This is a genomic window from Lactiplantibacillus modestisalitolerans, assembly GCF_005405425.1.
Taxonomy (GTDB): domain Bacteria; phylum Bacillota; class Bacilli; order Lactobacillales; family Lactobacillaceae; genus Lactiplantibacillus; species Lactiplantibacillus modestisalitolerans.
In genome coordinates, this window is record NZ_BJEA01000010.1 from 79267 (window position 1) to 95688 (window position 16422).

Genomic DNA, 16422 nt, shown 5'->3' on the forward strand with positions numbered 1-16422 from the left:
GAACACTTGTTCAGATTAAAGGGGGAACCTTAGGTGAGTTTACAATTTGTACTCGGAGCAGCCAAGATGGACCACCGCGCAACGATGGTGGCGGATTTGGTAGCAACATTGAAACAGAAACCCAATGATCAATTTTTTTACTTAGTCCCCAACCACATCAAGTTTGATACCGAAGTGGACGTGTTAAATCGGCTCGCAACCGCATTCGGGCAAACGGAGTTGTATGCGCAAAGTCAGGTCCAAATTTTATCGTTTACCCGGCTCGCGTGGTACTTAATGAAAAACGACCCTGCTTATCAGGTCCCACGGTTATCCGGGGCTGGAATTGACATGCTGTTATACCGAATTTTGCGTCAGCACGCGGAGGACCTGCAGCTGTTCGGTGGCGAAATTTCACAAACCGGTTTTGTAACGCAGTTAGCGCGTGAAATCAATGAATTGCAGGTGGCTAACCTACAGCCTGAGGACGTTACCCAGTTGGCTGCAACCGTTCGGGGTGGCGATTTAAAGGCAAAATTACATGATCTAGCCATTGTTTACACCGACTTTGTTGCGGCGACGGTGGATAAGTATTTAAAGCCGGCTGATTTATTGGCCCAGTTGAACGCTTATTTACGGCGTCAGAACTTGCATGGCGTTCACGTATATTTGGAGCTCGCGGGCTTTGCCCAGTTGCCGGCGCAACAGCAAGGCATTGTGACGACGATGCTTGAACAGGGAGCTGACGTCACGGTCAGCCTAATGCTTGATCAAAAAGTGGTCGATGCTGCCCCGGACCACGGAACGCTTTTTTATCAATCCGGACGGTTGTACTATCGACTTTATCAGTATGCTCAAGAGCGGCACATTCAAGTGAAAAATGATATCCGTGCGACCGCGACCCGGGTTGCACCGGGGCTGGCGGCGTTGGACGATTATTGGCGGGGGCGGCCTCAAGCAGCTAGTGGTCACGAACCACTCAACCGCAACCTCCACCTATTTCGGACGGATAGTCGCCAAACTGAACTGGCCCAAGTTGGTCGGCAAATTCGGGCGATGGTGGCCAAAAAGCATGCTGATCCGGCTGATGATTACCATTACCGAGATTTCTTGATTATGACTCGCCACTTAAGTGCCTACCAAACGATGTTGGCGCCCACCTTTCATGAGTTAGAAATTCCATACTTTGTTGACTTGCAGCGGGCGATGGCGGACCATCCGTTAGTTGAACTACTGAACGCTTTGTTTGATTTGGATGAGCAGCATTACCAGTACCGTGACGTGATGCGGATCTTAAAAACCGAATTATTATTACCGACCATTGATGGTCAACCGATGGATCGTAAGGCTTACCGCCAAGCGGTCGATTTAACGGAAAACTTTATTTTAAAAAGTGGTTACGCGGGTCGCCGGTGGCTCCAAAAAGAAGACTGGCAATACTTCCAATTAACGGAGGGGGATGCCGGGGTTGAAACGGATAAAAACGCGGCCATTTCAAAGCAGATTAACTTGATTCATCACTTCGTCGCGGACACCTTCCCGCCGTTCTTTAAACAATTAAAGGCCGCTCCGGATGGCCGCGCGGCAGCGACCGTGTTGGTTAACTTTTTAACGCAGGCTGGTGTCACGACCCAATTATTGGCCTGGCGTGATCAAGCACTCGACCAACAGGATGTTGCTGCGGCGGCGGAACCGGAGCAAACGTGGCAAACGTTTTGTGAGATGCTCGACGAGTACGTGACCATATTAGGGGACGTCCCGTTTGATCATACGGACTTTTTAGCGTTACTGCAGGCCGGGTTTGAAGGGGCCAGTTATTCACAGATTCCGTCAACTTTGGATCAAGTACTGATTTCCGAAACGGGAATGGTTCAAAGTCAGGACCGGCGGGTCGTCTTTATGATTGGGTCGACCGACCTAGTAATGCCGGACCGGATCATGACTAATAATTTATTGAGTGACGTGGATAAGGATAATTTGCAAGCCGGATTGGACGATTTAGAGGGCGATCACTATTTAAATGATTCGGCAGTCGTTCAATTGGGGGATGAAAGTTGTTTAAATTACTTGGCATTTTTGACTGCCCGGAAGCATCTCTTTTTAAGTGCACCGCTTAAAGATGATCAGGAGTCGGATTTAAATTGGTCCAATTACGTTGTCCGCATTCAACGGCATTTTGATTTGAAACCGCGGATTTATTTGAGCGCACCGGACCCGACGGCGCTAAAAGTTGCGCCGTTTATTAGCACCAAGCGGCGAACAATTAGCCACGTGGTTCAGGTTTATCGGGACGTTTTAACGGCTAATACGGACCCCAACCGAACGACGGCGCCAATTCAGATTGCACCGGTCTGGGTTTGGTTGCGGCAACAATTAACGCATGACGCATCGTTTGGGGGGCTCGCTCATCGGTTATTAGCCGGTTTGAGCTATCAAAACAAGCCAACCCAGTTAACAGCGGATAGCGTTGACGCATTATACGGCCATCAAATTTACACGTCAATTTCGAAGTTGGAAGAATTCTATCATAACCGCTACGCCTATTTCTTAAAGTACGGGCTGAAACTGCGGGAACGGGATGTCTTTGAACTTTCTGCGGCTAGTACCGGTGAATTTTTCCACGCGGTGTTAGATGGGTTGATCAAAGCGATTCGTCATGACCACCAACCCCTAGCAGAAGTTACGGATCAGCAGTTGACGGATTATTTAACGACAATTACTCAGGGCGTTCTTGACGAACCACAGTTTACAATCTTGACGAGTTCTAACCGAATGGCATACTTGCAACGGCAATTGATTAGTACCGTGCAGCAAATCGCCTTTGCAATTCGAAATCAAAGTCGGATTTCCGATGCGCAACCGCGGCAAACCGAGTTGCTATTCGGGAACGTTGGTCAGGAACACGGCTTAAAATCCCTCGATTTTAAGGTGGACGATCAGCATAGTGTTCACGTTCGGGGTAAGATTGACCGCCTGGATGAAATTAAGGCCGGCAATCAGCGGTACCTTGGTATCGTGGACTATAAGTCTTCTACTCATAACTTTGATTTTCAAGAAGCTTACTATGGCTTAGCAATGCAAATGTTAACTTACTTGGATGCGGTACTTCAAAATGAAGCTGCCATCGTTGAGGATGCGGATCCGGCGGCCGTTAAATTAGCAGGGGCCATGTACATGCACATTCAAAATCCAACCTTAAAGCCGGAGGAGGCCCGCAGTGATTTTGAAACGGCGTTGCTTAAAAAAAATAAATATAAAGGAATTTTGCTTGATGATCCGCAGTTGTTACAACACCTGGATCGTGATTTGGAGGATGAAGACGTGCACGGTCCGTCCAAAGTGTACCCGTTTAGTAAGAAAAAGAGCGGTGATTACAGTAGCGGTCGGGCAGACTCGCTCGTGACTAATGAACAATTAGAGCGATTATTGCAACATAATAGTGATTTAATTGTTGCGGCGGCCAAGGCGATTTTTGCGGGCCGGATTGATTTGAACCCCATTCGCTTGAATGATAAGCAGACGGCGCTCCAATATTCACCATACCTGTCAATTATGCAATTTGACGCGATGCTACCTGAAAATCAATATCGCGACTTACCGCCGATGAAGGCTAAAGAAGTTTTAGCACACCTCAAGCAGCGTTTGGAAGGGAGTCAAGTAAATAATGGGTAAACCACAGTATACGGAAAGTCAGCAAGCCGTTATTAATCAACATGGGAATAATTTATTGGTCTCCGCTTCGGCTGGTTCCGGTAAAACCACCGTTTTAATCGAGCGGATTATGAAAAAGATTACCGCGGGAACTAACATTGACCAATTATTAGTTGTGACCTTTACTAATTTGGCGGCCAAACACATGAAGCAAAAATTGGAAGCGCAACTCAATAAGCAAATCTCCGCTTATTTGGCGGCGCACCCGCAGGAGACGACGACGGCCCCCGAAGTTCGGCAATTAAGGCAGCAATTGAACCTCTTAGGCGTTGCTAATATTAGCACGTTAGATGCGTTTTGCTTACGGGTTATCCAGCGCTATTACTACGTGATCGACTTGGACCCGGTTTTTCGCCTGTTGACGGATAATACCGAGGGGTTATTGATTCGGGACCAAGTTTGGGATCAGGTACGAGAAAAGCTGTACGGCCAAGCGGACGGGGCCTTTGATCAGTTAACGGCTAACTTTTCAAACGACCGGAGTGATGATGGTCTTGGGCGCTTAGTTTACCGGGTATTTGATTTTGCGCAGTCGACCCCCGAACCGGAAAAGTGGCTTGAAACGCTCCCGGGAAATTACGCCCTTGATGCAGCTAAGTTAACGGATACACGGTTGTACCGCGAACAGCTCCTGCCTAGTTTGCAGACTGAGGCGACCGCAATGGTCACGAACTTGCAACGGGCGGCGGAAATTGCAACAACCGCTGATTTGGAAGATAAATCGCAAACGGCGTTAGCGACGGCCCTACAAATGGTGCAAACTTTGCAAGCGCAGTTACCAACGGCAAATTGGGACGCACTGCGGGAGCTCGTTACGAGTTTTAAAGTCGGGGTAATTAAGAAGACCTATAAGGGTGATGATAGTCGGAGTAATTGGGCTAAAGAAGTCGGCCAACTAGTGGATGAAGTTAAAACCCGGATGGGCGCGTTGGCTAAGTCGTACTTTGCCAGTGATGAGCAACGGACGGTTGCCATCATGCAGGCGGCGCAAAAAGTCGTTGCGGAACTGGTTCAGGCGGTCCTCGCGTTTAAGCGCGCGTTTGCGCAGGCTAAACGTAAGCGCCACGTTTTGGATTTTTCGGATTTAGAACACTTGGCCTTAGCCATCCTGTCGCAAGACACGGAAAGTAGCCGTGGTGCGTTAGCGCAATTGCGTGACCAGTTTGAAGAAGTGATGGTTGATGAATATCAGGATATTAATAGCCTGCAGGAAGCAATTCTACAAAAGCTTGCTCGTAAAGAGCCGGGCAACATGTTTATGGTGGGGGATGTTAAGCAGTCAATTTACCAATTTCGCTTAGCCGATCCGATGTTATTCCTCGGTAAATACCGTGATTTTGGTACCCATCCGGAACATGGGGATCGGATTGTACTGGCGGAAAATTTTCGGTCCGTTGAAAATGTTGATAATTTTACGAACCTAATCTTTAGTCAACTAATGGATGAACCAGTTGGACAAATTGAGTATGATCAAGCTGCTTATTTGAAATATGGTCCCAAGGATTATCCGGCAGACATGCCTCAAACGACTAGTTTACTACTTTATCAAGCCGGTAAAGCGCAGCCAACCACCCCACAAATGGAAGTTGATCCGTTAGCAATTGATGAGCCCGAAACGAACTTCTCAATTAAGGACCGGTCACTGGGTAGTATCAAAATGGTGGCGCAGAAAATCATCGCACTAACCCAGATGGCGCATCCAATCTATGACCGGAGTAGTGGGGAATACCGACCGTTCCGTTATAGTGACGCGGCCTTACTAGTACCAACTCGGAATCATAATCTAGCAATTATTGATATTTTTAAGCAGTTCCATATTCCGGTAGTTGTTAACGATGCCCAAAACTATTTCCAAACGACGGAAATTCGAATCATGATGGCACTGTTAAGTGTAATTGATAATCCATACCAAGATATCCCGTTGGTTGCGGTTCTACGCTCACCAATCGTTGGTTTGGATGAAAACCAACTAGTCTTTCTGCGAATCAAGAATCAAACGAGCGACTATTTCCAAGCCGTTCGTGACTTTTATGACCAGTACCCAACTAGTTCCCATACGGATTATGCTGATCAGGTCTACACGAAAATTGATGCGTTTATGACCAATTTAACTGAATTTCGGGACCTAGCTCGCCGAAACCAAATTGTGACGTTGATTTGGCGGATCTATGAGCGAACCGGTTTTCTGGACTACGTGGGCGGAATGCCAGCTGGTCAACAGCGGCAGGCAAACTTGCACGCTCTTTATGAACGGGCCTATACCTATGAACAAGGGAGTTTTAAAGGGCTTTTCCAATTTGTCCGGTTTATTCGTCGGATGCAAGAAAAGGACCAAGATTTAGCTTCCGCAGTCGCCGAAACGGATACTGAAGCCGTTAGCGTGATGACGATTCATGGGAGTAAGGGACTGGAATTTCCAGTTATCTTCATTATGGATATGGATAAACGGTTTAACCAAACGGACTCCCGGGCAAACGCGCTGTTAGACCGGCAAACGGGGGTGGGGATTACCTATCTCGATCCGCAGACACGCGTTAAGTATTCAACGCTACCGCGGATCGTGACGCAGGGAGCGGTCAGCCGCAAGATGCGTGCCGAGGAAATGCGTAAATTATACGTTGCCATTACCCGGGCACAGCAACAACTGTACCTAGTGGGAACGGTGGATTCGATGGATGACGCAGCCCAAAAGTGGCGTGCAGCCTTGCATAATCCGGAACGAGTGTTAAGCGCGCAACTTCGGCAAAACTGGGATAATCAGTTGGATTGGGTTGGAGCGACCCTAATTCGGCATCCCGCCATGCGAGCCTACTGGGATGGTGACCAGCCAGAGTACCAGTTAGAACGTACCAGTGCCAATTTTACCGTTGAGGTTGGTGATGAAACGTCGCTGGGCGAAACACCAACGGAGCAAGGTGGCTCAGAGGCGCAATCCAGCATTGCAACCGTTGAGCAAAATATTGACGTTGATGTTGATCAATTGACGCAGGATCGGATTACAGCGTTATTAAATTATCATTATCCCCACCAAGCTTCGACGACTACGACGGCCTATCAATCTGTGTCCGAAGCTAAGCGGATGTTTGAAGATCCGGATACGGCACAAATGAACCCGAACCCGAGTGTTAGCCACGTACACGCTAAACCGACAAGTCGCTTTGTTGCTGGTGAGTTAGCCGTACCGCAATTCTTGCAAACCACGCAGGCACCCACGAGCGCGGAAGTTGGGAGCGCGACTCACTTAGTGCTTGAACAATTGGACTTGACCCAGCCAATCAATTCGACGAACGTGCAAGCCACGATTGACCGCCTCGTGGCCGACCACGTCTTAAATTCCGCGGTCGCTAAGTTAATTAACCAACAATCTATTTTGAACTTTTATGCTAGTTCGTTGGGACAAGCAATCTTGGCTAATCCCACGAAAGTCCACCGGGAAGTCCCGTTTTCGCTACTAATTCCAGCAAATAAGCTGTTTAAGGAAGTGGCGTCCGACCTGGATGGGAAGGTCCTCATTCACGGAATTATCGATGGTTACCTTGAAACCGAAACGGGCTTACGTTTATTTGATTACAAGACGGACCATGTCCGTTCTAAGGATGCTTTGATTACGCGCTATGCGGGGCAAATTAAGTTGTATGCTGCTGCCCTAAAGTCGATGTATCAGCAACCAGTTATTGAGCGGAGTTTGTACTCATTAGCTTTGAACGAGATCGCTACGGTTCCAGCAAGTGATTGAACGAAATAGAGAGTGTGCCAAAAGTCGGTTAGCTGGTGAACATTAACGGCGTAGGGCGAATAATCCTGGGCTTGGATTGTTTGACTTACGGGGTTAAGCGGAGCCAACTGACTTTTGGTGCACGTTTCGGCTATTAACATGGGGTAACGCACAAGCGGCTGTGACTTATGTCATAGCCGCTTGTTGACCTACTAACTTGTAGTTTTTCGTCTATCTTACGGTTATGCCGCAATTGCTCACGCTAAAGCTTAATTTGATAAGCCAAGCGTTGGTCAGCTGGGTCATTAGCCATGTAGACAATTCCCCGGTAATCAAAACCAGCCTTAGTAATGATGTGTTGCATGCGCTGATTGCTGGCATGGGTGTCAATCCGAACTTCCCGGAAGCCTTGTTGGTAGCTGAGCGTGAAGAGCTGGCTGAAAAAGTGATCCCCGAGGTGGGCGCCGTGGTAGCCCCCAGCAATCGCGATGCGGTGAATTGACGTATAACCGCTAGCCGGTGTTGGGACCCAACTACCTTGATAAATCTGCGCATAATTAGGATCTGGAACCGTTTTGAGGGTTGCGGTTCCCGCGATTTTTTGGTCAACAATCAGTAACCAAGCTTCGTGGGCGTCAATATCAGCTTGCAAATCACTTGCCTGGGGATAAGCCCCTTGCCACTGCGGAATCTTTTCGGCGGCTAAGGCTTGCTTGGCTTGGTCAATTATTGCCATAATCGCGGGTAAATCAGCTGAAGTTGCCTGACGAACATATTGGGACATGAATACCACTGCTCTCTAATTAGAATGCTTATTATTATAGGTTAATGCCCGCGACATGACAACTTTAAGGCAGATTGGTAGGGTTTTTGACTGCCGCCCTTTATAATAGTAATTATAAATAGACGGGAGTGACTCAAATGAAAATCTTTGTTATCGGTGCCCACGGACAGGTTGGACGCAAAATCGTTTCTAAGCTCGTTGCGCAGGGCGACCAAGTTTTTGCTGGTATTCGGAATCCTGAACAAGCCCAAGCATTTGAAGATGCGGGTGCCGAACCGGTTGGCTTTAATTTGCTCGATCAACCCGAAGAATTAGCAGTGGCTTTTAAGGGTATGGACGCAATTGTCTTTGCGGCTGGTTCCGGGGGCCAAACGGGTTATGATATGACGTTGAACATTGACTTAGACGGAGCCGTTAAGTCGATGGAAGCGGCTGAACTGGCGGGAGTAAAGCGCTACGTTATGATTAGTGCCGAATTTACACCAGATCGGCGGCAGTGGCCCCAAGTTTTACGACCATACTACGTTGCCAAATATTACGCGGATGAATGGCTCAAAACGCGAACCCATTTGGATTACACAATCTTGCAGCCGGGTAACCTGTTGAACGATGCTGGTACCGGTAAAGTAACGGTCAACCCAAGCGCGGGCGGCGGAATCACCCGGGATGACGTGGCCGCTTTTGCGGTTCAAAGTCTTGCAACGCCGGCAACGGTTGGCAAAACGATTGCGTTGATCAATGGTGACACACCGATTGCGACCGCGGTTCAAGCCTAATTTAGTTAAAAAAGGGACGCTCAGTAATCTAAACTGGGCGTCCCTTTTGCCGTGGCCGCGTTACCGCGGATTCGTCATCGTTTGCGGTTCTGCGGTCATTAAATAATTAATGGCTTGCTTGAGTTGGGGGTAGCGACGGTGCGCGTAATAGCGTTGTAGTTCACGGTTGAATAAGCCGTAAAAACTGTAACAATCAAATGCGCATAAAAGGGTAATGATGGAGGATTGGTACGGGTCACCATTAAAGCTAATGATTAGCAGTAGGGTTCCCACGGCCAGTAAAATGCAACCCACCATGGCGGTGAGACCAATTCGATTTAAATCCCGGGCACTCCGGTGGACCACGTGTTGAACCGGTTGGGGTGCGTTTTGCCACAGGCTATTATTTAAAACGTTAAATAGTAGGGCCACGTCCAAGCTTAAGGCGGGGTGACCAAGCGTTAGGCCCCACCAGATAATAAGTAAAGTTGATAAAAAAATTGGTAACCAGAACACACCATCGAACTCCTCGCTAAATAAATGTTGCTAACAATTATTATTCTATGTATTAATTTTAAAATACACTCCATATTAATATACCGCTTTCAGTGCGGAATAAAAAGGTCCTTTACACGAAAAAACGGAGCGCTGACGTTTGCCAGTACTCCGTTAGGGATCAACGTTTATTAGTGATTACGCTTCGCCCGGGTGCCAAGAAAGTAGGCGCCGCCCACTAAAATGACAATTAAGCTAAGTAAGCCCCAAACGCCGCCACTCATGCCGCCCATGAAGGGCATGCCTGAAAAGTACCAGCCGCACATTTGTGTCACCACTTTCTTTGTTGAGTTACCCATATTATATAACAGTTTTAATTGGACACAAACTAATTCGCTTGTGCCTGGGGCTGGGCTAACCAAGTTGCCAAGCGGCTAAAAGCGGTCGTTAACGCCGTCTGGCTGGCAGCGTAGCTAATCCGAAACCAGCCTTCGCCGTTTGCGCCAAAGGAAGAACCGGGAATAACCGCAACCCCGGTTTGTTCGGCCAACGTCGTTGCGAATTCCCAGCTGGAACCGACAAATTGAGCGGGGACCTGCACGAAAACATAAAACGCGCCGGTCGGATAAATGAAATTCAGGCCGAGCTTGGTAAGTTGCTGAATGACAAAGTCACGGCGTTGTTGATAAATTGCGCGCATTTGATCACCGTCAGTTACGCCGTTAGTTAGCGCTTCGATTGCCGCTGCTTGTGAAATTGAGCTGGTGGAGGTCACGAGGTACTGGTGCGTCTTTTTCATTTCATTGATCAATGCTTGGGGGGCCATGATGAAGCCTAACCGCCAACCGGTCATGGCGTGTGATTTCGATAGGCCGTTAATGGTAATTGTTTTGGTCGGGTAGAGCGTTGCAAACGCCGTATGGTCTTGTTCATAAGTTAGAGCACTGTAAATCTCATCACTAAGTACGAACAGCCCGGCCCGTTGAATTACTGGCAATAGGGCCTCTAGTTCGGCGCGGGTGTAGGTGACGCCGGTCGGATTCGTCGGATAATTTAAAATTAAAACCTTCGGGTGCTGGTCAGCGTGCTGACGTAAGGTTGTCTGGAGTGTTTGGGGGGTTAATTTATAACCCGTATTAGTTGTATCGATTGGAATTAATTGACCCTGAGCAATTTCAACGACTGGCTCATAGCTGGTGTACGCTGGAGTTGGCAGTAATACCCCGTCACCGGGGTTCAGCAGGGTCATCAGGGTAGTTGCCACTGCTTCAGTTGCGCCGACCGTTGCAATAATTTCACTCGGTGCATAGTTTAGCCCGTATTGGTGCTGGAAGTAGTTGCTGGCTGCCCGTTGGAGTTGTGCAAACCCCATGAGCGGAGAGTAATGGGTCCAATCGGCTTCAATTGCCCGCACTGCTGCCGCTTTAATATGCGCCGGGGTTTTTAAATCGGGTTCCCCCACGGTCAATTTAATGAGGTCGCGACGTTGTGGAAGCGCCTCATCAAACCGACGGATTCCTGAGACTTGAATTTGTTGAATTACTTGATTTGTTCTCATTATTGAACTTCCTCTCATGGTGATTACCGTCTATAATAAGTGTAAATTGACCACTTGAAAATAGACACTTTTTACAAAAATGAAAGGACAGTTGTTGATTATGCTACTTGACCGGCAGTCGGAAACCCCCTTGTACTTTCAACTTTATCAGCAGATCAAAGCCGATTACGATCCACAGCGCGACGGCGACCGCCGGTTGTGGTCCGTCCGCCGGCTAGCGCAGAGTCTCGGCGTTTCGAAAACAACCGTGGTGCAAGCGTATGAGCAGCTGCTTGCCGAGGGGCTCGTTTACAGTGTTCCTGGGAGTGGCTACTATTTTCACCAGTTGCAAGCTTGGCCGGGCGTCCAGGCACCGGCGGCAACAACCAGGACCAGTTCGCTAAATGAACCAACGCCAACCGCCCCCTGCCGATACGATTTACGCTACGGCCACACGCCGTTAATTAAGCCAAGCTGGAATGCTTGGAAAAAAGCCGTCCGGGAAGCGCTCCGGCAAGTTGAAGAAGCGCCCGCGGACCATGCACCGATTGCGCAGGGTAGTCTGGCCTTACGCCAGCGGTTGGTCGCTTTTTTAAAAACAACGCGGGGGGTTGATTGCCAAGCCGACCAAATTGTGATTACCAACGGAGCTAAGGCGGGGCTGGCGGTTTTATTGAGTTTATTACCGGCTGGGACGGTCGGGGTTGAAAATCCGGGCTATCGGGGCCTGCAGGAACTTGCAACTGGCTATCAGCACCGGGTGGTTTCGCTGCCCGTCACGCCAACTGGTGTGGATTTGGAGTCGGTTAAACAGCTCGCTCCAGCGGTTGTGTACACTACGCCCGCGCACCAATTTCCGCTGGGCGTGGTCATGCCAGTTACGCAGCGTTTGCAGCTATTGGAGTGGGCGGCGCACAGTCGGCGGCTCATTATTGAAGACGACTACGATAGTGAATATCGTTATGCGTCGCACCCACTGCCTGCGTTGCAGTCGTTGGCGACCGCTGGCCAAGTAGTCTACCTGGGACGCTTTTCACGGAGTATTGACCCGTCACTGCGGATGGGCTATCTAGTTTTACCACCCCAATTAGTCCCCGTTTATCAAGCCCAGTACCGTTACCGTAGTCCGATGGTGGCCGGTCTAATTCAGCAGGCAATGCTGAATTACTTTGATTCGGGAGCCTATTATCGCCACATTAATCGCAGCCGGGTGATCAACCGGAAAAAGTACGACTTGGTGTGTGCGGAGCTGGCGCGAACCACGTTGATTGAACCGATTGCGACCGGCGCCGGGCTTCACATGGTTGTCCGAATTCCTAACCTATCACAGACGAAGCTGTTAGCAGCGTTGGCGGAACAAAGTGTTCGGATTTATCCGCTTGAATCGAATTGGCAACGGATGCCCACGCATGATTATTACTTGCTGGGATTTGCGGCGTTAACGCTTGACGATTTAACCATCGCGCTGCGCCGGTTAGTTAGCGTTTGTGAACGGCTTGGACACCCGTAATAAAAAAGGTTCTGTACCAATTGGTATTGATCTTACCGCCAGCAGCGGGTGTAACTGGCTGGAAGATTGCGGGTATCGATTTGAGCCATGGTTACACCCACTACTGGCTAGATTTACCTGAATGCGAAGCTTCGTGGTCTATCTTAGTCAGTCTCTTTTTGATAAAGCCTAGTTTTAAAGAATACTTACTAAAACTTACCCGCTTAGTTTAGCAATTGCTGTGAATTTATTAGAAGTTTAACTGATAACTTTTTAGCAGATCAACGCTATATATCATAGAGCCATAAAAAATTAAAACCGCGCCCCGGTCGTATACACGATGGGGCGCGGTTTGCGCTTTGCTAATTAACTTTTATAAATCCATTCATGACCGTCCCGTTGCAGTAAGTCATCCGCAGCGGTGGGACCCATCGACCCTGGTTGATAATTAGGGAAGGTCGGCGTATGTTCATCCCAGTACTTTTGAATGGTATCGACGAATTTCCAGGAATAGGCGACTTCGTCCCAATGGGTAAAGTTCGTTGCATCCCCGTTTAAAACGTCGTGCAATAACCGCTCGTAAGCTTCGGGGCTATCGCTAACGGATTGCGAATCCAACGCAAAATTAAGTTTAACCGGCGTTGTGGCGAATCCTTGGCCAACGTGCTTAGCGTTCATGCGTAGCTCGAAGCCTTCGGTTGGTTCCACGTTGATGGTCAAGACGTTGGCGTTTAAGCGGCTATTTTCGTCATCATTTTTCTGAACATCTTCGTGATTGAAAATGTTGACGATTGGTCGCTTGAAGACAATGTCGATTCGCGTGAATTTATCTGCCAAGCGTTTCCCAGTTCGAATGTAGAACGGAACGCCTGACCACCGGTAGTTATCAACCATTAGCTTGCCGGCAACGAAAGTATCCGTATTAGAATCCGGTGAAATCTTATCTTCAGAGCGGTAATCCTTAACTTGGTCAGTCGCCGCGTACTGCCCGCGGACAAAGTTAGCAGGAACTTCTTCCGGCTTCAGAGTCCGTAAGCTCCGCAAGGCCTTGACTTTTTCGACGTCAATGTCGTGTTCCGTAAATTCAACTGGTTGGTCCATAGTTAACAAACTGATAATTTGCATAATGTGATTTTGAACCATGTCCCGGAGCGCGCCACTGTTGTCATAGTAAACGGCCCGTTCCTCGACGCCCAGTTTTTCACTCAAAGTAACCTGAACGTTTGAAATATAGCGGTTATTCCAGAGCGCTTCCCAGATGCTATTGCCAAACCGAATCGCAGAGATGTTTTGGATCATTTCCTTACCGAGGTAATGATCAATGCGGTAAATTTGGTTTTCGTTGAAGGTTGCGGTTAGCTGATCGTTCAGTTCCTTCGCGCTAGCAAAGTCGTGTCCAAACGGCTTTTCGATGATAACGCGGTTAAAGCCGTTCGTGGTTAAAATTTGTTCTGAACGTAAATGTTGGGCAATGGTCCCAAAGAAATTGGGCGCCATTGCTAAGTAAAAGATGCGGTTGCCTTGAAGACCGTACTGCGCGTCTAACTTGGCGGACAGCTTTTTTAACGTAACGTAGTGTTGCGCGTCAGTTACGTCGTGTGATTGGTAATAAAAGTGGCTTGCAAATTGGGTGACTGCGGCGGGATCAGCGTTCAAACTTGCTAACGAGGTCGCAATAACTTCGTGATAATGCTCGTCGGTCCAGGGCCGCCGAGCGGTGCCAATCACGGCAAAATGTTCACGTAAATAGCCTTTCTGGTAAAGCTTGAATAGGGACGGATACAGTTTACGTTGGGCTAAGTCGCCGGTGCCACCAAAAATGGTGAACAAGGCAATTTTTTCTTTACTCATCAATTTCACTTCTTTACTAGAAATATTTATACCAGGTGCTGAAAATTTGTTATTTGAATTGTAAAACCTACCATTACTAATATTAAGCAATTAGTATCAACGGTCAATTATAAAGCATTGTTCCCCCGAATAGCAACGTTGATTAGGAAGAAGCTGAGTCGGGAAACGCACGCCGTAATTCGCGTTCGGTCGCAATGTTTTGCAGAATTAAGCTGATTCCTAGTCCGAGGATTTGAATTGTCGGGTCTTGGAGCCAGGCGATGTTTAAGAGTCCGCCCGCAATTGAACCAATTAGTAAAATTGTAAAAATCTCAATTCCAAACGTACTGTAGAAGCGTTGGGCAAACGCCCAAGTTTCTTCATTTTTGATTGCCCGGCGTGAGGTATAGCCGAGAAATGAGCGCATCTTAGGCATGTGAATCCGTTGATAAATCCAAACGATGAGAATAATCAAAAATCCCGCCGTAAAGCCGAAACCACTATTCGACATTTTGTCACCTCGTTTTTTTAAATTAACAGATACTTATTTCTATTATAGCAATGAGGAGGGGCGTCGTCGACAATCGGGATTGACCGCATGCGGGGCTGAATTATTCCGCGCACGTTAGCACGAGCATGGTAAACTAGAAGCAATCAAAAATTGGAGGGGTTCAATATGACAACTTACCGTGAAGAAGCGGATACGTTAGGAACAGTTCAAATTCCAGCAACGGCTTTATGGGGGCCACAGACAGAACGGAGTCGCCATAATTTTCCCCACGGACCGTTAATGCCGCTAGCGGTTGTGCGGGCGTTACTGGAAATTAAGCGTGCCGCCGCCGCGGTCAACGGTGATTTAAAAACGTTGGCACCGGCAAAGGCGGACTTGATCCAGCAAGCCGCAGCCAAATTATTGGCGCTGGATGATCGCGCTTTACAGGCTGATTTTCCACTACACGTTTACCAAACGGGCTCGGGAACGCAAACGAATATGAACGTCAACGAGGTTTTGGCGCACGTCGCTGGCCAACTGGCACCACAACCGGCCATTGCCGCCAACGATGACGTTAATCAGTCACAGAGTTCCAATGACACGTTCCCAACCGCGATGAACATTGCCGCTTACCAGGTACTGACACCGTTGATCACGCAATTAACGGCATTGATTGACGCCTTGAAAGTTAAGCAGCAGACGTATTGGCGCACGGTTAAAATTGGCCGAACGCATTTACAAGACGCGACGCCGCTCACTTTTGGCCAGGAAATTAGCGGCTGGGTCGCGATGTTAACGCACGATCGCGCTTATTTAAACCAGTTGAAAGGCGCCTTACTAGCACTGCCAATTGGGGGCACGGCGGTTGGCACCGGGTTAAATACCCAGCCGGCGTTTGCAGGGCAGATGGTTGCCGCGTTGACCACTGCTTACCAAGTACCGTTTCGGCTTAGCGACAACGCCTTTGCCGGTTTGGCCGCACACTCTGAATTAACGGTCGTTCACGGAGCGCTCAAAACGTTGGCAGCCGACCTCGTTAAAATTGGCAATGACTTGCGCTTCCTCGCGAGCGGCCCGCGGGCGGGCTACGGCGAACTCACAATTCCGGCTAACGAACCCGGCTCATCAATTATGCCTGGTAAAGTTAATCCGACTCAGGTCGAAGCCCTAACGATGGCGGCCGCCCGGGTCATGGGTAACGATACCACGATTAGCTTTGCGGCTAGTCAGGGTAACTTTGAAATGAACGTTTATAAGCCCGTGATAATTGCGGCTTTCTTAGAATCGGCGGAACTACTGACGGGGACGCTGGCTGGCTTGACCACCAAGTTAGTGACCGGCTTACGGGTTAATGCGCAACGGATGCATCAATTGGTTGATGAATCGTTGATGACCGTTACGGCGCTATCCCCCCACATTGGCTACCATCACGCCGCGGAAATTGCTCAGCAGGCTGAAAAGCAGGGGACGACATTACGGGTGGCCGCGCTCGCCAGCGGTTACGTTACGGCGGCTGATTTTGATCAGTGGGTTGACCCGCTTAAAATGACGAACGTAGAACGACAAACTGAATCCAAGGATGACTAAACGATAACGAAAAAGCGGTAATACCGGTTCTTAAGCGAATCAGTATT

11 protein-coding genes are annotated in these 16422 nt (G+C 48.7%); 5 read left to right on the forward strand and 6 right to left on the reverse strand.

Annotation, left to right across the window (positions count from 1 at the left end):
- Positions 1-33 precede the first annotated feature (33 nt).
- A complete protein-coding gene (locus FFM79_RS06625) occupies positions 34-3651 on the forward strand; it encodes a PD-(D/E)XK nuclease family protein (RefSeq protein WP_137642684.1) in 3618 nt (1205 codons plus the stop codon).
- The gene (gene addA / locus FFM79_RS06630) at positions 3644-7426 is read left to right on the forward strand and encodes a helicase-exonuclease AddAB subunit AddA (RefSeq protein ID WP_137642685.1); all 3783 of its coding nucleotides are present in this window, start codon (positions 3644-3646) and stop codon (positions 7424-7426) included. Before FFM79_RS06625 ends, addA begins: the two co-directional genes overlap by 8 nt.
- A gap of 241 nt (positions 7427-7667) precedes the next feature.
- Here the strand turns inward: addA and FFM79_RS06635 are convergent, their stop codons facing one another.
- Positions 7668-8189 carry a GNAT family N-acetyltransferase gene (locus FFM79_RS06635; protein WP_137642686.1) on the reverse strand — a complete coding sequence of 174 codons (522 nt, stop codon included), beginning with the start codon at positions 8187-8189 and terminating at the stop codon, positions 7668-7670.
- Between the two features lie 137 nt (positions 8190-8326).
- Between FFM79_RS06635 and FFM79_RS06640 the strand changes: the two genes are divergently transcribed.
- Positions 8327-8965, forward strand: a complete 639-nt coding sequence (locus FFM79_RS06640; RefSeq protein WP_137642687.1) for an SDR family oxidoreductase — start codon at positions 8327-8329, stop codon at positions 8963-8965.
- 60 nt (positions 8966-9025) lie between these two features.
- Here FFM79_RS06640 and FFM79_RS06645 read toward each other — a convergent pair whose 3' ends face one another.
- The 3 genes from FFM79_RS06645 to FFM79_RS06650 form a co-directional block, all read right to left on the reverse strand.
- Positions 9026-9460 (reverse strand): hypothetical protein, encoded by a 435-nt coding sequence (locus tag FFM79_RS06645; RefSeq protein ID WP_137642688.1) that lies wholly within the window; start codon positions 9458-9460, stop codon positions 9026-9028.
- A 170-nt stretch (positions 9461-9630) separates the two neighbouring features.
- Positions 9631-9798 (reverse strand): hypothetical protein, encoded by a 168-nt coding sequence (locus tag FFM79_RS12625; protein WP_170177402.1) that lies wholly within the window; start codon positions 9796-9798, stop codon positions 9631-9633.
- Positions 9799-9827: 29 nt separating this feature from the next.
- Positions 9828-10997, reverse strand: a complete 1170-nt coding sequence (locus FFM79_RS06650) for an aminotransferase class I/II-fold pyridoxal phosphate-dependent enzyme (RefSeq protein WP_137642689.1) — start codon at positions 10995-10997, stop codon at positions 9828-9830.
- A gap of 100 nt (positions 10998-11097) precedes the next feature.
- Between FFM79_RS06650 and pdxR the strand changes: the two genes are divergently transcribed.
- Positions 11098-12486 (forward strand): MocR-like pyridoxine biosynthesis transcription factor PdxR, encoded by a 1389-nt coding sequence (gene pdxR / locus FFM79_RS06655; RefSeq protein ID WP_137642690.1) that lies wholly within the window; start codon positions 11098-11100, stop codon positions 12484-12486.
- 345 nt (positions 12487-12831) lie between these two features.
- Here the strand turns inward: pdxR and zwf are convergent, their stop codons facing one another.
- Positions 12832-14316, reverse strand: a complete 1485-nt coding sequence (gene zwf / locus FFM79_RS06660) for a glucose-6-phosphate dehydrogenase (RefSeq protein ID WP_137642691.1) — start codon at positions 14314-14316, stop codon at positions 12832-12834.
- 142 nt (positions 14317-14458) lie between these two features.
- Positions 14459-14806, reverse strand: coding sequence for an SdpI family protein (locus FFM79_RS06665; RefSeq protein WP_137642692.1), 348 nt, complete (start codon positions 14804-14806; stop codon positions 14459-14461).
- A gap of 165 nt (positions 14807-14971) precedes the next feature.
- Between FFM79_RS06665 and FFM79_RS06670 the strand changes: the two genes are divergently transcribed.
- Complete coding sequence (locus FFM79_RS06670) at positions 14972-16375, forward strand: class II fumarate hydratase (RefSeq protein WP_137642693.1); 1404 nt, start codon at positions 14972-14974, stop codon at positions 16373-16375.
- Positions 16376-16422: the final 47 nt, after the last annotated feature.

Coding starts and splice junctions, on each gene's coding strand:
- addA (WP_137642685.1), top strand. CDS start 3,644: ATGGGTAAACCACAGTATACGGAAAGTCAGCAAGCCGTTATTAATCAA.
- FFM79_RS06635 (WP_137642686.1), bottom strand. CDS start 8,189: ATGTCCCAATATGTTCGTCAGGCAACTTCAGCTGATTTACCCGCGATT.
- FFM79_RS06640 (WP_137642687.1), top strand. CDS start 8,327: ATGAAAATCTTTGTTATCGGTGCCCACGGACAGGTTGGACGCAAAATC.
- FFM79_RS12625 (WP_170177402.1), bottom strand. CDS start 9,798: ATGGGTAACTCAACAAAGAAAGTGGTGACACAAATGTGCGGCTGGTAC.
- FFM79_RS06650 (WP_137642689.1), bottom strand. CDS start 10,997: ATGAGAACAAATCAAGTAATTCAACAAATTCAAGTCTCAGGAATCCGT.
- pdxR (WP_137642690.1), top strand. CDS start 11,098: ATGCTACTTGACCGGCAGTCGGAAACCCCCTTGTACTTTCAACTTTAT.
- zwf (WP_137642691.1), bottom strand. CDS start 14,316: ATGAGTAAAGAAAAAATTGCCTTGTTCACCATTTTTGGTGGCACCGGC.
- FFM79_RS06665 (WP_137642692.1), bottom strand. CDS start 14,806: ATGTCGAATAGTGGTTTCGGCTTTACGGCGGGATTTTTGATTATTCTC.
- FFM79_RS06670 (WP_137642693.1), top strand. CDS start 14,972: ATGACAACTTACCGTGAAGAAGCGGATACGTTAGGAACAGTTCAAATT.